This is a genomic window from Billgrantia hypersalina, from assembly GCF_052584175.1.
On the sequence record NZ_JBMIQI010000012.1, the window covers coordinates 267,155 to 287,327 of the forward strand.

General features: G+C 60.1%; 22 protein-coding genes. 13 read left to right on the top strand and 9 right to left on the bottom strand.

The genetic code is table 11. The annotated features are described in order from the left end of the window. The first annotated feature begins 198 nt into the window (after positions 1 to 198). The 3 genes from ACOJCM_RS12130 to ACOJCM_RS12140 all read left to right on the top strand — a co-directional run bounded on the left by ACOJCM_RS12130 (position 199) and on the right by ACOJCM_RS12140 (position 4,008). Complete coding sequence (locus ACOJCM_RS12130; RefSeq protein ID WP_445212303.1) at positions 199 to 1,500, top strand: ATP-grasp domain-containing protein; 1,302 nt, start codon at positions 199 to 201, stop codon at positions 1,498 to 1,500. A 59-nt stretch (positions 1,501 to 1,559) separates the two neighbouring features. Continuing rightward, complete coding sequence (locus tag ACOJCM_RS12135; protein WP_445212304.1) at positions 1,560 to 3,602, top strand: CocE/NonD family hydrolase; 2,043 nt, start codon at positions 1,560 to 1,562, stop codon at positions 3,600 to 3,602. Positions 3,603 to 3,699: 97 nt separating this feature from the next. Next, on the top strand, positions 3,700 to 4,008 hold the full coding sequence (locus ACOJCM_RS12140) for a DUF2945 domain-containing protein (RefSeq protein WP_445212305.1): 309 nt from the start codon (positions 3,700 to 3,702) through the stop codon (positions 4,006 to 4,008). Here the strand turns inward: ACOJCM_RS12140 and ACOJCM_RS12145 are convergent. From ACOJCM_RS12145 to ACOJCM_RS12155, 3 genes are all read right to left on the bottom strand, one after another. Then, positions 3,917 to 5,098 (bottom strand): MFS transporter, encoded by a 1,182-nt coding sequence (locus tag ACOJCM_RS12145; RefSeq protein WP_445212306.1) that lies wholly within the window; start codon positions 5,096 to 5,098, stop codon positions 3,917 to 3,919. The genes ACOJCM_RS12140 and ACOJCM_RS12145 overlap by 92 nt on opposite strands. Further along, a complete protein-coding gene (locus ACOJCM_RS12150) occupies positions 5,095 to 5,661 on the bottom strand; it encodes a TetR/AcrR family transcriptional regulator (RefSeq protein WP_445212307.1) in 567 nt (188 codons plus the stop codon). Before ACOJCM_RS12150 ends, ACOJCM_RS12145 begins: the two co-directional genes overlap by 4 nt. Positions 5,662 to 5,824: 163 nt before the next feature. Next, on the bottom strand, positions 5,825 to 6,313 hold the full coding sequence (locus tag ACOJCM_RS12155) for a pyridoxamine 5'-phosphate oxidase family protein (RefSeq protein ID WP_445212308.1): 489 nt from the start codon (positions 6,311 to 6,313) through the stop codon (positions 5,825 to 5,827). A gap of 435 nt (positions 6,314 to 6,748) precedes the next feature. Here ACOJCM_RS12155 and ACOJCM_RS12160 point away from each other — a divergent pair, with 435 nt between their 5' ends. After that, a complete protein-coding gene (locus tag ACOJCM_RS12160; protein WP_445212309.1) occupies positions 6,749 to 7,378 on the top strand; it encodes a hypothetical protein in 630 nt (209 codons plus the stop codon). 32 nt (positions 7,379 to 7,410) lie between these two features. Here the strand turns inward: ACOJCM_RS12160 and ACOJCM_RS12165 are convergent, their stop codons facing one another. Continuing rightward, positions 7,411 to 8,067 carry a 5'-methylthioadenosine/S-adenosylhomocysteine nucleosidase gene (locus ACOJCM_RS12165; protein ID WP_445212310.1) on the bottom strand — a complete coding sequence of 219 codons (657 nt, stop codon included), beginning with the start codon at positions 8,065 to 8,067 and terminating at the stop codon, positions 7,411 to 7,413. Continuing rightward, positions 8,064 to 8,186 carry an antibiotic biosynthesis monooxygenase family protein gene (locus tag ACOJCM_RS12170; RefSeq protein ID WP_445212311.1) on the bottom strand — a complete coding sequence of 41 codons (123 nt, stop codon included), beginning with the start codon at positions 8,184 to 8,186 and terminating at the stop codon, positions 8,064 to 8,066. Before ACOJCM_RS12170 ends, ACOJCM_RS12165 begins: the two co-directional genes overlap by 4 nt. Before the next feature lie 204 nt (positions 8,187 to 8,390). Here ACOJCM_RS12170 and ACOJCM_RS12175 point away from each other — a divergent pair, with 204 nt between their 5' ends. The 3 genes from ACOJCM_RS12175 to ACOJCM_RS12185 all read left to right on the top strand — a co-directional run bounded on the left by ACOJCM_RS12175 (position 8,391) and on the right by ACOJCM_RS12185 (position 10,701). After that, positions 8,391 to 9,164, top strand: a complete 774-nt coding sequence (locus ACOJCM_RS12175) for an ADP-ribosylglycohydrolase family protein (protein WP_445212312.1) — start codon at positions 8,391 to 8,393, stop codon at positions 9,162 to 9,164. A 146-nt stretch (positions 9,165 to 9,310) separates the two neighbouring features. Continuing rightward, positions 9,311 to 10,327 carry a diguanylate cyclase gene (locus ACOJCM_RS12180; protein ID WP_445212313.1) on the top strand — a complete coding sequence of 339 codons (1,017 nt, stop codon included), beginning with the start codon at positions 9,311 to 9,313 and terminating at the stop codon, positions 10,325 to 10,327. Between the two features lie 26 nt (positions 10,328 to 10,353). Then, a complete protein-coding gene (locus ACOJCM_RS12185) occupies positions 10,354 to 10,701 on the top strand; it encodes a cupin domain-containing protein (protein WP_445212314.1) in 348 nt (115 codons plus the stop codon). Between the two features lie 165 nt (positions 10,702 to 10,866). Here the strand turns inward: ACOJCM_RS12185 and ACOJCM_RS12190 are convergent, their stop codons facing one another. The 4 genes from ACOJCM_RS12190 to ACOJCM_RS12205 form a co-directional block, all read right to left on the bottom strand. After that, positions 10,867 to 11,622 carry a phosphatase PAP2 family protein gene (locus tag ACOJCM_RS12190; protein WP_445212315.1) on the bottom strand — a complete coding sequence of 252 codons (756 nt, stop codon included), beginning with the start codon at positions 11,620 to 11,622 and terminating at the stop codon, positions 10,867 to 10,869. A gap of 165 nt (positions 11,623 to 11,787) precedes the next feature. After that, complete coding sequence (locus ACOJCM_RS12195) at positions 11,788 to 12,993, bottom strand: GGDEF domain-containing protein (protein WP_445212316.1); 1,206 nt, start codon at positions 12,991 to 12,993, stop codon at positions 11,788 to 11,790. Between the two features lie 110 nt (positions 12,994 to 13,103). Then, positions 13,104 to 13,784 (bottom strand): RES family NAD+ phosphorylase, encoded by a 681-nt coding sequence (locus ACOJCM_RS12200; protein ID WP_445212317.1) that lies wholly within the window; start codon positions 13,782 to 13,784, stop codon positions 13,104 to 13,106. Beyond that, positions 13,781 to 14,182 (bottom strand): MbcA/ParS/Xre antitoxin family protein, encoded by a 402-nt coding sequence (locus tag ACOJCM_RS12205; RefSeq protein WP_445212318.1) that lies wholly within the window; start codon positions 14,180 to 14,182, stop codon positions 13,781 to 13,783. The genes ACOJCM_RS12200 and ACOJCM_RS12205 overlap by 4 nt, the downstream gene beginning before the upstream one ends. A 162-nt stretch (positions 14,183 to 14,344) precedes the next feature. Here ACOJCM_RS12205 and ACOJCM_RS12210 point away from each other — a divergent pair, with 162 nt between their 5' ends. The 6 genes from ACOJCM_RS12210 to ACOJCM_RS12235 all read left to right on the top strand — a co-directional run bounded on the left by ACOJCM_RS12210 (position 14,345) and on the right by ACOJCM_RS12235 (position 20,125). Continuing rightward, positions 14,345 to 14,545 (top strand): DUF427 domain-containing protein, encoded by a 201-nt coding sequence (locus tag ACOJCM_RS12210; protein ID WP_445212319.1) that lies wholly within the window; start codon positions 14,345 to 14,347, stop codon positions 14,543 to 14,545. Positions 14,546 to 14,600: 55 nt separating this feature from the next. Beyond that, positions 14,601 to 15,467, top strand: coding sequence for a DUF6544 family protein (locus ACOJCM_RS12215; RefSeq protein WP_445212320.1), 867 nt, complete (start codon positions 14,601 to 14,603; stop codon positions 15,465 to 15,467). Positions 15,468 to 15,913: 446 nt separating this feature from the next. Then, a complete protein-coding gene (locus tag ACOJCM_RS12220; protein ID WP_445212321.1) occupies positions 15,914 to 16,552 on the top strand; it encodes a Cap15 family cyclic dinucleotide receptor domain-containing protein in 639 nt (212 codons plus the stop codon). Between the two features lie 281 nt (positions 16,553 to 16,833). Then, a complete protein-coding gene (locus ACOJCM_RS12225) occupies positions 16,834 to 18,009 on the top strand; it encodes a CBASS cGAMP synthase (RefSeq protein WP_445212322.1) in 1,176 nt (391 codons plus the stop codon). A 5-nt stretch (positions 18,010 to 18,014) separates the two neighbouring features. Further along, a complete protein-coding gene (locus ACOJCM_RS12230) occupies positions 18,015 to 19,661 on the top strand; it encodes an E2/UBC family protein (protein WP_445212323.1) in 1,647 nt (548 codons plus the stop codon). Then, entirely contained in the window at positions 19,649 to 20,125 is a 477-nt protein-coding gene (locus ACOJCM_RS12235) for a Mov34/MPN/PAD-1 family protein (RefSeq protein WP_445212324.1), read from the top strand. Before ACOJCM_RS12230 ends, ACOJCM_RS12235 begins: the two co-directional genes overlap by 13 nt. Positions 20,126 to 20,173: the final 48 nt, after the last annotated feature.

Below are 20,173 nucleotides of genomic sequence, written 5' to 3' on the forward strand. Positions count from 1 at the left end.
CGACCCCTCCGTGGCACAGGGAGATTTTTTCTCCCGCCGATTGCCCTGCGCGGCAACGATAAACCGCTATGCTTCGGTGACAGGCCTTCCTCTACACCTGGCCCGGAGGTCAGCACGGGCAAGCGCCATCCCAGCCTGCGATTCGTTGCGGCTCGGCAGCGAGCGCTGCCACAGCCGAGCTTGCGCCAGGAGGCGATCATGAGCGATCGGAACGTGTTTGTTGTCGGGCTGGATGAACGCAATCGTGAACGGCTCGAGCATCTACGTGGGGCGGAGAATTATCGCTTTCATGGCGTAATCGACCCCGCGGAAGTCAATGAAACGGAAATCTTTCCTATCGAAGACATGCTGTCCAGAGCCGAAGCCCAGTTGAAAGTATTCAACGGGCCTATCGATGCCATCGTCGGCTACATGGATTTTCCCGTCTCGACCATGCTGCCGCTGCTGTGTGAGCGATTCGGTACGCGCACCACCAGTCTCGAGAGTTTGCTCAAATGCGAGCACAAGTACTGGAGTCGGCTCGTGCAGCACGAAGTCATTGCCGAGTATATTCCCCGCTTTACCGCCTTCGACCCCTTCGACGCCCAGGCATTGCAGCATATAGGCGAAGCGGGGCTGTATTTTCCCTTCTTCGTCAAGCCCATCAAGTCGTCAGGCTCGCGACTGGGTTTTCGCATGGAAAGCCCCGAAGACTTCAACTACGCCGTCGCGCGGTTATGCGAAGGCATCGGTACGATTTCGGAACCTTTCAATTACGTACTCGAGCAAACCGACCTGCCTGACGAGGTACGCTCGGTCGATGGCGGCCACTGCATGGCGGAAGAGATTATCGGCGGATGGCAATGTACGGTCGAGGGGTACGTGTTCCAAGGGGGCGTTGTCCCTTATGCCATTGTCGATTCGATCCGCTACCCGCAAGTCCTGAGCTTTTTCTCCTATCGCTACCCCTCCCGTCTGCCTTCCTCCATCCAGGCGAAGATGCAAGAGCTGACGCGTCACGTCATGGCCCAAATCGGGTACGACAATGCGGCGTTCAACATCGAATTCTTCTGGGACGAAGTGCAAGATCGCATCTGGCTGCTGGAAATCAATACCCGAATTGCCCAATCGCACTGCGACCTGGTCGAAAAGGTCGATGGGGTCAGCCATCAGCAAGTCACGGTGGACCTGGCGCTCGGGCAGGTGCCGGACATGCCTTGCCGCCAAGGGGCATTCAAGGTCGCGGCGGAGTTCTTCTATCGGGTGTTCTTCACCGACGCCACCGTCAGCCAGGTCCCGAGTGCCGAAGAGATCGAGTCACTGCAGCAAGCCTTTCCCGGCACCTTGATCTCGGTCCAGGTCGAGGTCGGTATGCGCCTGTCATCCTTGCCCGAGCAAGACAGCTACAGCTACGCCCTGGCTTACGTGTGGATGGGCGCCGATGCCGAAGACGCGTTGGAAGAGAACTACGCACGCCTTGCCGAGCAGCTACATTTCGCCTTCGAGGACATCGTTGGCTGAGGCGTTCTCGGCGCGGCATCAAGCGTGAGAATTTCCGTTACGGTACAGGGGGTAGGAGCATGCATATCGTCAGCGAGTTTCCCCGCGAAGTACATGAAGAGGAGGGCTGGATCACGCTGGCCGATGGCTGCCGGCTGGGCGTACGTCTTTGGCGCCCGGTGGATGCGGAGAGCGACCCGGTGCCGGCCGTCCTCGAATACCTGCCTTATCGCAAGCGAGACCTCACGGCGATGCGCGACGCTCAGACTCACGCTTACTGGGCCGGCCACGGCTACGCCGGGGTGCGCGTCGACATTCGCGGCAGCGGCGAGTCGGACGGCGTGCTGACCGATGAATACCTGCAGCAGGAACTGGACGATGGCGTTGAAATCCTGCACTGGCTGTGCCGACAACCCTGGTGTACCGGGGATGTCGGCATGGTCGGCATCTCTTGGGGAGGCTTCAATGGCCTGCAGATCGCGGCGTTGCAGCCGCCCGAGCTGAAGGCCGTCATCACGTTGTGCTCGACCGACGATCGTTACGCCGACGATATTCACCACATGGGTGGCTGCCTGCTCGGCGACAACCTGTCGTGGGCCTCGACCATGTTCGATGCCAACACCTGCCCCCCCGACCCGTTGCTGGTTGGCGAGCGCTGGCGCGAGATGTGGCGGGAGCGCCTCGAGGACAGTGGACTGTGGCTGGCGACCTGGCTCCAGCATCAGCGTCGCGACGGCTACTGGAAGCATGGCTCGGTCTGCGAGGACTTCTCGCGCATTCGCTGCCCCGTCTATGCCGTTAGCGGCTGGGCCGACGGCTACTGCAATGCCGTGTTTCGCTTGCTCGCCGGGCTCGACGTACCACGCAAGGGCCTGGTCGGCCCGTGGGCGCACAAGTATCCACACCTCGGGGTGCCGGGCCCGGCCATCGGCTTCATGCAGGAATCGCTGCGCTGGTGGGACTATTGGTTGAAAGGCAAGGAAACGAGGATCATGGACGAACCGATGCTGCGCGTATGGATGCAGGAGTCGGTTCCGCCGTCAGCCCGCTACGAGGTACGACCGGGGCGCTGGGTTGCCGAACCGAGCTGGCCGTCGCCGCGGATCGAACCGAAGCACTTCCGCCTCACCAGCGGTCATGATCTGCTGCCGGACCCGCAGGGCGCCGAGGCTCCTGTACGGGGCGACGATGTCCCGCTGGCCGTGCGCTCGCCGCTGTCGGTCGGGCTGTATGCCGGTAAGTGGTGCTCCTACAATGCCCCGCCGGACCTGCCTCACGACCAACGCGACGAGGACGGCGGCTCGCTAATATTCCAGTCGGCACGACTCGAAAGGGACATCGAGATTTGCGGGCAACCCGTTGTCGAACTCGACATCGAAGCCGATCAGCCGGTGGCGATGGTGGCGCTACGGCTCAGCGATATCGCCGAGGACGACAAGGCGACTCGGATTACCTATGGTTTGCTCAACCTGACCCACCGCGACAGTGACGAATTTCCCCAGCCGCTGGCGCCCGGCAAGCGTTATCAGGTTCGTGTCCCGCTTAAACACATCGCGCAGAAGTTTCCCGTGGGCAATGCCATGCGGCTCTCGCTCTCGACCAGCTACTGGCCGCTGGCCTGGCCTTCGCCAGAGCCCGTCAAGCTGACGGTGCACCCTGCCGGCTGCCGACTGATCCTGCCATGCCGCGAGCCTCGCCCCCAGGAAGAAGCGGCACTGAACCCATTTGGCCCGCCGGAGGGCGCTCCGCCGCTGGCGATGACCCTGATACAGCCGAGCCAGGAAGCGTGGCGGGTGATACGTGACCTGGCCAACGACCAGACCATACTCGAAGTCATCAACGACCAAGGCACCTTTCGTCTCGATGATATCGAACTCGAACTCTCGTCAAGGGTCGTCGAGCGCTATACCTATTCCTACGGCAACTACGACAGCCTGAGCGGCTGGACCGAGTGGGAGCGCTGCTTTCGACGCAGCGACTGGATGGTGCGCAGCGTCACCCGTACCTTGATGACCTCCAACGCCGAAAGCTTTCGTTTGCGTGCGACGTTGGACGCCTTCGAGGGCGAGAGCCGGGTCTTTTCCAAGAGTTGGGACGAAGAGATCCCGCGCGACCTGGTTTGAGCGAAGGTGTGTACAACCCGGGCGCTCTCCCTGGCGCCCAATGCGGGCATTTCCTATAACGGAATTACGTGAAACAGACTCTACCTTGAGGTGAGCGATGACAAAGCGTTTCAAGGTTGGCGACCACGTAACGTGGAACTCCGAGGCCGGGCAGGTCAGCGGCAAAATTATCCGCGTTCATACCCAGGACACGGAGTACAAGGGGCACAAGCGGCATGCCAGCGAAGACGAGCCGCAATACGAGATCAAGAGCGATAAAACCGATCATATCGCCATGCACAAGGGATTCGGCGCTAACGAAGGCGAAAGATTAGTTATGCGGGAGTGCCATCGGCACCGATACTCTCCTTCAGTAACCATAGCCCCAGCCCGGCGACGGCAAGCCCCAGAAGGGCGAAGAGCATGAAGGTCGCGGCATGGCTCCCGGCTCCGACCAGCCAGCCGGCCAGCGGGGAGCCGACCACTTGGCCGACCGAAGTGGCGAGCAGCGGGAGTACCGGGGCGAAGGCCGGTGCCTCGGTCATGATCTGGATGCTCCTCACAAGATAAAAGCCGGTAAGGATCATGTATCCCGCGCCGAACAGGGCCGACGATAACAGGGCGAGGGCGAAGCTTCCGGGGTCGATGACCAGAATCGCGAGGCTGATGGCCATCACCGCGAGGCCAGTCGCATGGCTCATGGCCGGCCCGAAGCGCGAGATAAGATCGCCGGCGCCGGCGCCCGTCAGCCCCCCGAGGCCGACCATTAGCCACATCCAGGCCGTCTGGCTCGGTGCGAGCCCACCCGCGTTAATTACCGCATCGGGAGCAAACACCCAGTAGGCCGCACTCACGCACCCCATGCCAACGGCAAGGCCGCTGAGTCGGCTGATTCCCAGCCACACCTCACGACTCACCGGCAGGGCTGGCGGGCGCGGTTGTGACGGCGAGGTGCGTGGCGCTTCACGAGGCAGAAAGCACAGCGCGGCAAGGGCGGCCAGAGCCGCCAGGGCGGCAAACCCGGTATAAGCACTGCGCCAGGCTTCCGCCCATATCAGCACGGATGGCATAGCGATCGCGATGCCCACGCTGGTGCCGGCATTGATGGTGGCGTTGACCCGCCCGCGCAGCCCGGGTGGCACGACTCGGGATACTGCCACCGCCATCGCCGGCGAGGAAAGTCCGGTACTGATGCCGCAAACCAGCACGCCGACGGCCAACAGCAATGAGGAAGGTGCAAGGGCGATGGTCATCAGCCCGACTCCGGCGAGGCCGGCGGCCGCGACTCCGGCGCGCCGAACCCCAAGGCGGCGCGTCACCCAGGGCGCGGCGAGGATGGCAAAAACGAAGCTCAGGAAAGGCAGGGCGCCGATCACCCCGGCCATGGTCGGCGAGATCGTCAGCTCGTCGCGCATCGAAGGCAGGAACAGCCCGAACACGAAGCGGGCCAGCCCGTAGGTAATGGCAATGACGCCGCTGCCAAGGGTCGCCATGCCGAGGGGAGAGAGGGGCTTCATGAGGCCTCGTCCCGAGCCGCGGCGAGAAGGACATCGACCACTGCCCGGGTATCAGCCAGGGCCGTCTGCATGCCCAGCAGTACCACCGCCGTATTGCTGCCTTCCAGTACCATGAATAGGCGTCGTGCCAGCTCGGCGTGTTGATCCAGGCCATCACGCGCCACGGCGGCTTCCAGGCGAGCCAGCAGGTCACGCTTGGCGGTTCTCGCCAGCGCATGGATCTTGGCGCTGTGCTCGGCGTATTCGCCCATTGCCTTGACCATGATGCAGCCATTCTGACTGCAGTGCTCCAACCAGCGGCCATGGGCATCGATCAGTGCCCTTGTCGCCTGGCCCGGCGGGGCCGAGTCAGTGGCCACATCAAGGCTGGCAATGAAGCGTTCATGGCGTGCCGTCAGTACCGCTGTCACCAAGGCTTCCTTGGAGGGGAAGTGGTTGTAGAGCGTCATGCGCACCACCCCGGCCGCTGCCACGATGCGGTCGATGCCGGTGGCGTGAAACCCCTGCTCATAGAAGAGCCGCTCGGCCGTGGCGAGCAGCTGGTCGCGTTTGGAGGCAGGCATGGACGGCGTTCCTATATAGACCGATCTATCTAAATATTAAGACGCATCTAAGCCCAGAGGAGGCGACGGTGTCAAACCACAGCGAATAAATTGAGACAGGCGAGAGCCAGGAAGCACTGGAATGGCGGATCGCGCCATTCCGGCAAGGGCGTTGCTCGCTTCGTCAGCCGCCGAACTTCTCGTTCTCGCCCAGGTTCGGTGTGGCGTCCTTCTTGATGTTGGCCTTGGCGAACTCATAGAGCTGGAACACCTTGCTCTCCTTGGCCTTCCAGTGTTCGCCCATGGTCACCTTGATCTCCAGCAGGGCGAGGTCCGGGGCGTCCTTGCCGTCGGGGAACCAGGCCGCGACAAAGGGGTTCCAGTACTTCTCGATCAGCTCGCGGTCATCGGTCAGGTTGGCCGTGCCCGAGAGCGAGACGTACATGCCATCTTCCTGATCGGAAAAGCTGAGGCAGACGTCGTGGTCCCGGTTGGTTTCGGAGACCTTCTCGGCGCTGCGCCGGGTGAAGAACCACAGGGTACCGTCGTATTCATCCTGCACCAGGTGCATCGGCCGGGCACGCGGCATATGGCCGTCTAGCGTGACCAGCATGCCGACCTGGATATCCTTGATCATCTTCCAGATCTTCTGCTTATGCTCAGGGCTGGACATGGCTTCAACCTCCTGTCGAAAACGGTGCGCGAATAGGCGGCCAGTCCGGCAATGCCGCACATGGCGAAATCAGCCTAGTTATCTCGAGCCAGCCCGGCAAATGGACCGATGGCAAAGCCGCAAACATGCCATGAATCAGCGCTCGGGGTGGTATTGTCACTAAACTGAGCTAAGCAATGGAGCTACGGCAGGGGCGAGTGAGCGATGAAACAACACCCAGTGCTGGCGCTTCCGCATCGTCGGCGACGCCATCGCCATCCTGCCGGACCTCCTAGGGCGGGCATGAGCCGAACCGGCGATCATTCGGCTAAGAGAATGAGCCGATTCATTCCGCCCTTCGGCTCATCAGCACGTGCCGGCTGATCTTGCCTGCTTTGCTTTCACTCCGGTCGCCTGCATATTCCTGTCAGGTTTTGTCCGCTCTGGAGCCCTGTTATGTCCGACTCCCCGCACCTGACCTGCCCCCGCCGAATTTTCGCCACACTTTTGTTCGCGCTGCTTTTTTTCGGTTCCGCGCTAGCCTCGGCACAGCATCAGCACCAGCATCATTCGCCCTACGCCGGTGACGAGGAGCGCGAGATCAAGAGCCTGTCGCAAGAAGACCTCGAGGAGTTGCGCCGAGGTGGTGGCTGGGGCCTGGCGCTTCCCGCCGAGCTGAACGGCATGCCGGGGCCGGCCCATCTGCTCGAACTGAGTGAAGGGATCCCCCTTCAGGAGGATCAGAAAGCGGCAATCGAAGCGCTTTTCGAAAGCATGCGAGACGAGGCGGTAGAGGCCGGTGAACGGCTGATCGAGGCCGAACGTGCCATTGAGCAAGCTTTTGCCGAGCGCAACCTGGAAAGGGAAAGGCTACGCCAGTTGCTTGTCGAAGCCGAAGAGGCGCGGGCCGAACTGCGTTTCGTGCACCTTGCCGCCCATCTCGACACCTTGCCGATACTCGAAGATGAGCAAGTCGAGCGCTACAACCAGCTACGCGGCTACGTCAACGGTGAAGAGAACCCCTGCGACAGCGTGCCCGAGGGCCACGATCCCGAGCGTTACCGCCAGCACATGGATTGCGAGTGAAGCCTCGGACTCCGCCTTGATGCCACAAGCGCTCAGCGCACCAACAGCCCCTCGGCCAGTGCCTCGCCAAGCCGGTCGACGGCTTCGGCCAGCTTCTCGTCGATGAGGTGGAGATACTCCGTCCAGTCGTTCACGTGGTGGAGCTCCGCCTTGCCGTCCGAAATGCCGCGCAACACGATCAGCGGCGCGTCGAAGCGCATGCAGGCGCGCAGGCAGGCGTAGCTCTCCATGTCGACCATGTCGGCAGGAATGGCGGCGTAGGCCTCGCCCGAGACGATATTGGCGCCGGTCGAGAGCGTGGCCTCACGAATGCCGGGTATGCGCAGCCGCAGCGGCATTATGGCCGGCAGGTCGAGAAAGGGCGTGGTGCCCTTTTCGAAGCCCAGCGGGGAGGCATCCATGTCGCGGTAGGCGACGGAAGTCGCCTGATAGATCTCGGTCTGCTCGAGCACCCGGCTCCCGGCCGAGCCCAGCGACACCACCAGATCGGGCAGGCCTTCGCGCTGGGCCAAAGCGGCCAAGGTCGCGGTGAGTTCCACCGCCGCCTCGACAGGGCCCACGCCGGTCATGAGCGGGGCGAAGCGCTGCCTCAGGTGGTGGCCGTACTCGGCCTCGGCCGCCATCACGAATAGCACCTTGTAGCCGCCGAGTTCTGTCAGCGCCTGCGATGGGCGCAGTGCCGCGCTCATGCTTCCATCCCGACGAAGCCCGGCAGGCCTTGCAGGTGAATCTCCCGCTTCGGCCTGATCGGCACGAACTCCTCCACTCGCTCGGGGTCGACCCGAAAACGGTTCATGGCGATGAACACGATTTGGCTCCTTATGGTCAGGCGGCTGACAGCGACCGGATGACGATGACACCGCCTCCGACCGGGAGCAAGGGCAAGATCGCCCAAGGCGACGAAGCGCTGATCCCCTCCGGTAGCATGGCTTCGGTTATCGCGAGCCGGGGGTAATCGATGAATCCAGGGGCTACGCTCAAGAAATTCCCCTACAGCCCTCAAGGAGGTCATATGCTCGGCGCCATTGCCGGCGACATCATCGGTTCGGTGCACGAAGGGCGGGGTACCAAGCACCGCGACTTCCCGTTGTTCACGCCGCATAGCACCTTCACTGACGACACCGTGCTCTGCGTCGCCGTCGCCGAGGTGCTGTTGCACGGCGGCGACTTCGTCGACGTCTTCCATGACTACTACCATCGCTATCCCGACGCCGGCTTTGGCGGCGGCTTCATGCGCTGGGCGGCTAACCGGGACAGGCAGCCCTACTACAGCTGGGGGAACGGCTCGGCCATGCGGGTGCCGCCGGTGGGCTTTGCCGCCACGTCAATGGACGAAACACTCAGCCTGGCCAGGCGCAGTGCCGAGGTCACCCACGACCATCCCGAAGGCATTCGCGGTGCCCAGGCAGTCGCGGCGGTGATCTTCCTGGCACGCCAAGGCGCCGACAAGGCGAGCCTGCGTGACGAGGTCGAGGGCCGCTTCGGCTACGATTTTTCTTCAACCCTGGACGAGATCCGGCCGGGCTATCGCTTCGACGTCTCCTGCCAGGGTTCGGTACCGCCGGCCATCCTCGCCTTTCTGGAGGCCGACAGCGTCGAATCGGCCATCCGCAATGCGGTATCGCTTGGCGGCGATGCCGACACCCAGGCGTGCATGGCGGGCGCCATGGCCGAAGCCTTCCACGGTGGCCTGCCCGAGGCGCTGCGAAGCGAGACATTGGCCCGGCTGACGCCGGCATTGCGCCAGGTGGTGGAAGCCTTCGAAGCCCGGTTCATGAATGGCTGACAGGCCCGGGCAGCACTCACGTTCGTGGCAAGAAGCGAGCCAGAGGGTCGGTACCCTCAGCACTGAGCGTGCCCTGGCCAGTGACCAGGGCTTGCCAGGCTCGGCGGTTATTGTAATGTAAGGTAGACCTCGCAGCGGGTGATCACATGACCGAAGCGTCTCCTCAGCAGTTACCGCAATCTTTCCACGATGCCCTGATGGCGCATCCGCTGATTCGCGAGCTTTGGAATCACTTCCCCGAGAACATGTTTCTGGTGCGTGTGGAGGACAACGGCCATTTCACCGTCGAGGCAGCCAACCCGGCGCAGCTCGACACCATCGGCCGCGAGTACCTGGGCAAGCCGCTTGCGGCCTTCATGCCGGCTGCTTCGGTTGAGTCCATTTATGCTCGCTACCGCGAATGCGTGGCACGGAATAAGCCCATGCGCTATCAAGAGCATGCCGCTTTCTTCGACGCGCATGGCAACGAGCAGTACGGCCACTGGTTGACGCTGATCGTGCCGCTGCACAACGCTGCCGACGACCCGCAGCGCGTCACCCACCTGTTCGGCATTGCGCAGGACGTGACAGAACTGCACCAGGCCCGGGAGGCACTGGAGCGCCACAATCAAGCGCTGGAAGCACGCGTGGAGCAGCGTACCGCTGAACTGCAGCACGCCAACCGTGAGCTTAGGATGCTCAACGGCCAGCTCGAGGAGATGGCGACTCGTGACTTTCTCACCGACTGCTACAACCGCCGCCATATCGAGACCTTGGGCCAGCGCGAGATTCAGCGGGCTCGGCGCTATGGGACTTCGCTCAGCCTATTGATGGTCGATCTCGACGCCTTCAAGCAGGTCAACGATACCCAAGGGCATGCCGCGGGGGATGCCGTGCTCAAGCGCGTTGCCGCGAGCCTGCAGGGCGCACTGCGTACAAGCGACCTGCTGGGCCGCTTCGGCGGCGATGAATTCCTGATTCTGCTTCCCGAGAGTGACAGCGACGACGCTTGTGCCACTGCCGAGCGATTGCAGCAGCGGGCACGCGAGCAGGTTGACGTCTCGATCAGTGTCGGGGTTGCCACGCTGCGCCCCGACGAGAACCGCCTGGACAGCCTGGCCGCCCGCGCTGACCAGCAGCTACTCGCAGCCAAGCGGGAGCGCTATCGAAAGACGCCTGGTTAACGCCAACCGCTAGCGAGAGAGAGCCCATGACGGATCGCCTGACACCCTCGTCCGCACTGCAGCAGCTGCGAGACAATCCCGACATACCCTTCGCCGAGGTGTTTCGGCGCGGCTCGCTTCAGGTCGAGATCTACCAGCCCGAGGGCTTGGATCACCAGACCCCGCACACCAGAGACGAGGTATACGTCGTCATCTCCGGCTCCGGTCAGTTCCTCAATGGCGACACCCGCCAGCCCTTCGAGGCGGGGGAAGTGCTTTTCGTGCCCGCCGGCGTCGTTCATCGCTTCGAGGACTTCACTGACGATTTTGCCACGTGGGTATTCTTTTACGGTCCTGAGGGTGGCGAAGCGCGCACCGCCCCCGCCTCACCCTAAACATGAACACCGCCGGGTGCAGGCCCGACACCACCCGCCCCGTGTAGCTAGCGCACCACATGGCGTTCGACGGCAGGAAGATGACAGCCCAAGGTTGGGGTGAGGATGGAGGCGGGGGGCAACCGCAGCATCTCCTTAATGCTGCGACCGCTTTCGCTTGATAACCTACTCGGTGTCCGAGACGCTCTCTTCTGTTTCTACCTGCCCGCGCCGCTGCAGCCAGCGCATCACCAGCCAGCATAGCGCGGCCCAGGCCGCCCCGGCGGTCCAGCCGGCAAGCACATCCGTCGGCCAGTGCACCCCCAGGTAGACCCGGCTTATTCCCACCAGCAGGGTAAGGAGTATCGCCAGTATCAGCAGGTAGGCCTTCAGCCTCAGCACTGGCTGTACCCGGATGAGCAGGGCGGCCAGGGTGAGGTAGGTAACCGCAGACATCATCGAGTGGCCGCTGGGGAAACTCGCGGTGTAGACCATGGCTTCATGCGGCACGAGATCGGGCCGAGGACGATCGAAGCCCATCTTCATCAGTGTGCTGAGCAGCATGCCGCCGGGTACCGCGACCGCGGCGAAGAGCGCCGCGCGATAGCGCCGGGCGAGCAGCAGGTAGCCTAGGGCACCCAGGGTGATCACGACCAGCACGCCGACCCCACCGAGCGCGGTAAAGTCCCGGCCCATTTCTTCGACCCAGCCCGGGCCGAGCGGGTCAGTGAGATCGGCAGGATTGCGCATAGAGAGCAGCAGGGTCTCGTCGATGCTCTGGGTACCTCCCTCGGTGACGGCATCGGCCAGCTCGATGAACCCCCAGACACCGCCGGAAAGTACCGAGACGCACAGCAGCACGGCCAATTCGTAGCGGCCGAGCCGAGCCAGCAGGGACAGGCCGTGGCGTCTGACATGTTCGATTTTTCTGTAGTGCTTCATTCGCAACTCCCTTGCTTTGGTCATCATACGTGCCGATGTCTAGGATGAACCGTTATGGCCACTTCCCCAACCCGCTCATCCTCACGACCTCCCTCGTCACTGTGTCATCCAGTATCCCGCAGTCCGTCTCCCCCAGCTTTAAGCACTGTTTGGCATATCTTCCTCTCACACCTCCTCTCTTCTTTCGTGACTCATCACGACCCGATTCCTTCCGTCATGCTTGCCAGCGTACAGGGCCTGATCAGCCTGGTTGATCAGGGCTTCCAGGTCGACCTTCTCGTCAAGGACCCCGGCGATGCCGATGGTAACGGTCAGCCGGTGATCGGGAGCTTCCTCCATCACCGACAGCTTGGCGACCTCCTGTTGTAGCCGTTCCGCCACGATTCGAGCGTCATCCAGGTGAGTGTTGGGCAATGCCACGATGAACTCCTCACCGCCGAAACGCCCGATGACATCCTGGGGCCTGAGGGACTGCCTGCACGTCGTTGCGATCGCGGTTAGTACCCGATCCCCCCGGCTATGCCCCCAGGTATCGTTGATGGCCTTGAAATGGTCGACGTCGATCATGAAGAGGCAAAACGGCGCCTTTTCGAGTTGTGAGCGTTTAAGCAGTCCCTGGGCTCGCTTCATGAAATGGCTTCGACTGTTCAGCCCCGTCAATTCATCCCGCTCGGCGACCATGCGTAGCTGTGCTTCCAGCGATTTGCGATGCGCTATCTCCTCGACCAGCTGCTGGTTTCGGACACGTTCCTCCTCCAGTAGCGCGAACTGCTGTCGCTGCAATTTTTCCAGGCGCAGCAAGGCGAAGAAGCCCACGGCGTTAGTCATGATGAGCAGCAGTGCTATGCGCAGTGCGACCACGGCAGAGATATCGGCTGCTAGTACCGCTGCGGCCAGGAAGCCCAGGCTCAAGTACAGGCTGGCGGTTGCCACGACGGGCAGCAGGTTGGGGATGAGCAGGTAGAACGCCATGGTGGCGACCACCACTGCGGTAACCTGGGTGGCGAGGCTGTCAGGGCGCAAGGGAACGATCAGGATGATGCCAGTTGCCAGTATCCAGAGGGGCAATGCATGCAGCCAGGCATGGCGGGAATAGCTGCCCCAGCGACCCAGCGCGATGGCCAGCATCAGGCATGAGACCACCACCAGGACTCGCATGGCGAGCAGCAGATACAGTTCGGTGCTCACGCCGATGTAGAAGTAGTCGGAAATGCCGAACATGCCAAAGACCGAAGCCGCCACGATCAGCGACAGGCAGGCCTCGAGCCTAACTCTGGGCTCGATGTCCTGACGGTACCTGATTTCCCTGCTTGGCTCATGAAATTGGCCGGTCAGCCGGTGCAGCGTGCTTTTTATTGTTGTTGACGACACAGGTCGACTCCCCGTCATGTCTTGATTGAATATTTCGCCGCCGAGGACCACTTATCCTCACGACCTTGCGTCACCGTCTCATTCCACATGCTGCGGCCCGTCCCTAAGCCTCACTCGACTAACCGAAGCTCGAGGACATGGCGAATCCGCTCACCGTCCCACTCATAGCCAAGGTGCCTCCCTTGCCAGGTCGGCGACAATACCGGCGGACGAAGCACCGCGGCACACTCACCACCTGGATCTCGCACGCTGGGGTAGACAATACCATCGGCATGGGACTCCCAGGCCTTGCGGCCAAATGCTTGGCCCGCGCCCCAGTCCTCCGGGTCCAGCAGAGGTTCGGCCCCAGGAGGGTTATGGCGCAAGTCGACGAGTTCGCCCTGAAGGTCCGCCAGGTAGACCCGCTGCTGGAGCTGCATCGGCGGCTCGTTGGATTCCTGCAGGAAGCGCTCGGCGTGAAAGCGGTTTTCCGCGATGGCCGTGGCCTCGGTCAAGGCACAGTAGTAGGCACCAAAGGTGCCGTCGGTGAAACGGGAGCCGCGCTCGCTGACGTAACAGAACGCCGCCATCACCGGCGACCAGCCGGGGCCGTATCGTCGGTCTTCCTCACGTACCAGGTGAATCGCCCCGGCCCGCTCGCGCAGACGCGCCGAGGTTTCCCCCTCGAGCGCCTGGAGCAGGGCCCAGTCATCAGGTGCCGCCACTCGCTCGAACAGGTCGATAGGCGGGAAACGCGACGGAATGACTCGGTAGCAGGGGCGCCAGCAGACAGGGGAGAGCGGAAACGTCACGCATGGCCCCCGCCTCGGGCCGCATCGAGGTATTGGCGGACCACATAGAGATCCTGCACCAGGCCGCTGCGCAGCCGATCCAGAGGGGATTGGCCTGCGAACAGGGGGTTACGGTTAGGACGGCGCAACCATGAATCTGCAGCATCGGTCCGCGGCAGCAGGATCTGCAGGGCCTTGTAGATCCCCAGAATCAACGACATGCGCTCAAGGTGATTGACGTCGAGACGCGCCGCCGTGGGCTGCTTGCGCCAGCGCCGGTAGGTCGACTCAGGCACGCCAAGCAGCAAGGCGGCTTCCTGCTCTTTCAGCCCCCAGTCGCTGGCGATGTTGGGGTACGTCCGCATCGCCGCGGCACTCATCTGTTGGCGTTTTTCGACGGGTAGCCGGGTCAGGGCCATGACAATCTCGCTTACCAAATGGCGATTTTTGGATAATTGTCGCTTAAATGGCGAAAGCCTGCCACTGGCCGATTCGGTGTCGAAAGCCTCCACGCCAACGATGCTTTGGCAACTTATCCCTAGAGCAGCCCTAGGCCGCCACCATGCTAGGATCAGCTGCAAGTGAAGATTGGCGATACGCTTCTCGCCGACACTACCCGCGCCATCGAACTGGGTGAGCGTGGCTACCCCGTCGCGCCTCTACCTACCCTGCAAGGACGTACGCGACGCGATGTGGTGTGGAGCTATGAACAGCCGTTGGCCAGCATGCAGGCAATAGCGCAACACTTGGCGTTCGACGACAAGAAGGTCATCGTCGGTTGAAGGCTAGGATCCGAAGACTAAGACGAGAACGGCAGCGGAGCGAAGGAGCAGGCGAATGGCATACCTGGTAATGGCCGCTGGCCTGCTGCTCGCGCTGGTAGTGGTAGGCATAGTGACGATGCAGGCCTGGCGCCTGGCCGATAACCACGCGACGGAGAAGGCCTGGGCCTGGCTGCAGTCCCAAGCGCCCGCCACGGTCGAGACATTCGATCCCGCCATGGTCGAAGGCCTGCCCGACGCGGCACGGCGCTACTTCCTTTTTACCATCGCCACTGGCACCCCACTTAAGCGCGTCAGCGAAATTCGCATGAGCGGTGAGATCGGCCTCGGCACCAAGGAAGCACCCGGCTACCGCCCGATGCGGGCACGCCAACTTCTCGCCCCACCGTATGGCTTTATCTGGCACCTCGAACGGGCCGGCTCCGGGCTCATGCAGATGAGCGGCTCGGACGGCATGGCCAACGGCCACTCCTGGACGCGCTTCTGGCTCAACGGCACGTTACCTGTCGCCAGGGCAGGGGGCGACGACAACCACCTGCGCGCCTCGTTCGGCCGTGTGGCGGCAGAAGCCGCCTTCTGGGCCCCGGCAGCCTTGCTGCCGCAGCACGGCGTGCGCTGGGAAGAGACCGGCGAGCCGGACAAGGCACGAGCCGTCATCACCCACGGCACCTTGGAGCAAGGTATTGAGATCGCCGTGGCCGAGGATGGCCAACCGCGTTGGGTACAGTTCCAGCGCTGGAGCAACGCCAACCCCGAGAAGGAGTGGCGGCTCCAGCCCTTCGGTGGCTATCTCGACGACTTTCGTAACTTCGAAGGCGTTACCCTGCACACCAAGGTCGAGGCGGGCAATCACTTCGGGACGGAAGCGTACTTCCCGTTCTTTCGGGTGAGGGTGGAGGAGGTGCGGTTTTCGATCTTGTAGTGCTTTACCTTTAGTCGTTCCGTTGATTCTCGTCATGGGACAGCACATGCTTCGGTGCTAGGCTGAAATTCAAAGATACATAACGACACATCAGTACGCACTGGGACAATTCATATGGATAGAGAAGACACCGAGGCTCGCTGCTGACGACTGGCCGCCGAGAGCAGGTTACCAGCGCTGCCCATTCAACCTCGCAAACACAGCTACCTGCAACGCTGGCCGGTATCGACCCAAAGCGGCCAGTCGTGATAGACAACAGTCGGTCCATAACGACCATCGAGCGCCTACAAAAATAGGGGCGATTCAGAGTCCAAGCTCATGATCTCTTCGGTCATACTGACCGGGGGATGTGCAGACGTGTGCCTGCTGGCAAGAATAGGCGCGACGCAGCGACGTTGCCCGCCCTGTCATAGTGATATTTATGTCTCATTCTCAAAGGTGAATTCATGTATCAGGTATTGGGTTTTCAGAGGTGTCTGGGATACTTGCTTTTCTTGTGTCTGTTCTTTTTTGTAGGGCTAGGTTTCTTCTTTCCTCCAAGTGAACTTGGAGATTATTGGTCTTTGGCCAAGCTCGCTGTGGCTACGACACTTTTGCTCCTGATCGGTCTGGGCCAGACCCCTCTGTTTCCCTGGATCTGCAAGCTCCCTCGGGTGGGAAATTATTTCCCTCCTATCGACGGCGAGTGGCAGGTCATTATGCGTTCAAACTGGAACATCTTGCGGCAGCTAGTGGGTGAGGATAAAGGAGATGCACTATTCAAAAAAGAAGGGAAGGTAACCATCACTTCACGGCTATTTAGTGTGAGAATTAAATTTCAGTCCAACGATGAATATTCAAAGTCGACGACGACGATGGTTGGGGTCCGCCGAGATCCAGAGCACGGGACGATCGAGCTAAACTACTGCTACCACAATGTCACTCGAAACCCAGAGGTGACGGACAGCGGCTGCCACTATGGGGCTGCTAGGGTTGAGGTACATGAAAAGAATGGGCTGGTTTCCCTTGAAGGGGAGTACTGGACCAATCGCAATTGGAACAAAGGTCTGAATACGGCGGGCCTGATTGCATTTGAGCGGCTGTGAGGTCCTGCTTTCGGTTTGCCTTGAGTAAGCACATGAGCATGTCCTGAAGGTACAGCCCACCCTACATATGGTGCAATTTTACTGTTAGTTGACCTATATGTAGTTTTGTGGCAGCATGTTACCCAGCTTGTGTCCGCTTCGCTGCAGGAGTGCTTAATTAGCCAGGGGAGTATTAGTAGCTGGCCTACGGAAGGAGGGGGTGGAAGTTGAGCCACCTCTCATTGCACGAGTCAGCATCAAGCCAGGCACGGTGCTCGTTAGCCATCGACTGGAGAATCTTCATGCTTAACCTGAGCCCTTTGCTGTTCACCACCAAGGATTCTCTTCATGAGGATGGTCGCAGTCTAGCTCCCCCGACTTTCCTGAAAGCTCTCGATCTCTCTCCAGAGGAAAAAAAGAGCATTGATGTTGCCCGCAAGGAAATTCGAGATGCGCTTCGCGAAGGTCTCCCAGCGGCACTACGGGAGAAGGGATACACAGGCAGGGTGTGCGAGCCAAAATTTTATATACAGGGTTCCTGGGCATATAAAACGCTGAATCGCCCGTGCCAGACTCCACCACAACAATCAGACGTTGATGACGGTGTCTACCTGCCTTTGAGCATCATGAAAGAAGAGACGAAGCCTCACCTAGCGATTGATGATTTCTACGCGGCAGTAATGGAAGTACTACAGCCGCTCTGTAATGACTACGGTTGGGAGCTGAAACGCAAAGCTACTTGCATGCGGGTTGTGATTTCGCATTATGCTCATATTGATCTGCCTCTCTATGCGATCCCGGATGAACAGTACTTGATCCTCAAGGCAGCAATGGAGGAGCGAAATGTCAGGACACTTGATAGTATCGCTGCCACTGCGGCCACCCAAACCTGGAAGAGGCTACCCTCCGACCAGATTCTCCTGGCCTGTGATCGTGGCTGGATCAAGTCAGATCCTCTTTCTATGAAAGAGTGGTTCGAGCAGGAGGTTCAGGACAAGGGGCAGCAATTGCGTCGAGTAATTCGCTACATCAAGGGATTTCGTGACCAACAATGGGATGAAAAAGGGCCGAGCTCAATTTTTTTGATGGCAGCAGCCTGCCCCCTCTTTGAGCTTGAGTATAAGCGAGATGACGAGGCGCTCTTAACCGTTTTGAAGGGCATGCCGCAAGCTCTGCGTGACGGTGTGTTGAGCCCGATTGATCAAGATGTTTATCTCACAGCTGCGCTCTCGGAGGAAGAGATCGAGGCAGCAGCAGAGAAGTTTGAGATGTTTGCAAAATATCTTGAAGCTGCTATGTCGCTCAGCGCAAGCGCAAAAGAGCAAGCTTGCCGCTGGATGCGTGAGATGCTGGGGGACCGTTTCCCGAACCGCCCAGATTTGATTGACGGAAAACCTTCTGGTTTGCCTGCTGCGATTGCAGCTGTTGAGCCTGAGCCCAGTGAGCTGGAAATTCTTCAGCGTTCGAAATCAGGCTAACTAACATGGTGATCCCACAGCTGCTCAAATCGCTAGAGCCGATGGGGTTCCGACGTTTACTGCGCCAAACTACCCCCGGCTATCTTCACTTGGAAGGAGCCCTCAATACTCGCTTTGGCGCGGTGCCATGCGATGTTTATGTCGACCGTGAACTTCGCTCATTCCCAAACGTCCTTTTGAAGTCACCTCTGCCGCCTAGCTTGCTTCCTATCGCACCACATGTCGGACCATCAGGGCTGCTGTGCTATGTGTCCTCGTCGACTGCGGTCTTCGATATCTACAAGCCGGTCACTCAAACGATTGCTGCATTGCGAAGAGCCGAGGAAGTGCTCGACAGGGTAATGGCGAATGACCTTGTCAATGATTTACAGGAGGAGTTTTATGCGTATTGGCATGGTGCCTGCTGCTATACTGACATTGAGAGCGTGAATTCTACTGAGATAATCGCTCTCGTATTGGGGGAAGGTGGCGAGAATGGACTAGCATTTTCGGATAATGCGGAAAGGACTAAAGCTAAACTCGGTCATCTTTTCTCCGACATTTCTGAAAGTGTTGGGCTCTCCGCCAAGATTACAACTAAGGCGCCGCCAAGGCCACTCATTGATGCATGGCCTCCAAAAACGGTGAAGGCCCTACTGGACTGGCAAGCCGCTCTGGATCCCAACTGCCGCAGGAAGATTCTCAAACGTATCGCTCAGGGCTACCGGAGGGGAGCTAACGTCTATGCCGTAGTGCTTGACACACCAGTCGGTCAGATCGGCGCTCTGATTCATGACCTGCAAAAGCATCCACGGAAAAAAAAGATCGATCAAAGCATGCCCATATTCGACGCTCCGATCATTCTGGCGCCAGTGGCTAGGTTGGACGATCGCTACATTGTGAGTCGCAATATCCCAGGACAAGAGACGCTGTCTGGAAAGCGAATTCTTCTTATTGGGTGCGGGACTATTGGTGGTTATCTAGCAGACATGCTTGTGAAAGCAGGTGGAGGTTGCGATGGTGGTGAGCTCCTACTAGTCGATAATCAGTGGCTGGCTGCAGGGAATATCGGCCGTCACCGTCTAGGAGTAAATCGGCTTAATATAAATAAGGCTGAAGGACTGGTAGAGGAGATTAAGATGGGGATGCCATCATCGAGAGTCATTGCTCTCCCCGTCGATGCTTACTCACTAGATCTGAATGGATTTCACCTCGTCATCGATGCCACTGGGGAACAGCCCTTTAGTCAATGGATTGCTGGTCAGCAAGCTTTGGGGCGAATGGGGGGTCAGAGAGGTAAGGAGTTTACTACTCCGCTATTGCATGTGTGGATTGAAGGTTCGGGCGAGGCTGTCAGGTCGCATATACGGAAGCAGCCCGTAGAAGGATGTTACCGATGTCTGTGTGATTATGAAGCCGAAGGGCATTTTTTATCGGTGCTTGGTGGCGTTGATCCTGTACTTGCCGGGGGTGGATGTGAAGGACAATACGTGGCATATCCGGCATCTGTCTCCGTTCAGGCAGCAGCATTGGGATTGGATACTGCATTGGCCTGGGCCAATCAAAGGCCTTGGCCATCGCTTTCTACTCGGGTCATCAGCCGAGAGCATGATTCGTCGGCGGGGGATGTCACCATCCTTCCGAAACTAGGATGTCCTGCATGCGCTTCTTGAATACTTGGAGGGTCGCTAATAGCGATGGCTTGGTCTATTTTTCGCATCCTGTGATCGAAATATTTGAGCGATACATTCAAGGAGAGCAGGACATGGAGGCGGGAGGCATCCTACTTGGCCATGTTCGTGGTGTTCACGTAGAGGTTCTTGAAGCCACAGAACCTACCCCAAAGGATCAACGGCATAAGTACTTCTTTGAGAGGCTACTGCATGGGCACCAGCGCATTGTGGAGAAACGATGGAAAGACAGCAACACGTTGATCAGGTACTTGGGTGAGTGGCATACGCACCCCGAAGACCACCCGACACCTTCGAGGCTCGACATCAACGAATGGCAAAGGCTTGCAAAGGGTCGACGGGATGGCCGCCCCATGCTCGCTGCAATCATTGGACGAAAAGGCTTACGAGTCGAATACATGAGCTCATCTGGTGTACGAAGACGTCTACTGCCAATATGCGAGTAGAGCCTAACTTAGCCAGGTGGGCTCAGCTGTGGGGGACGCACCTAGGGC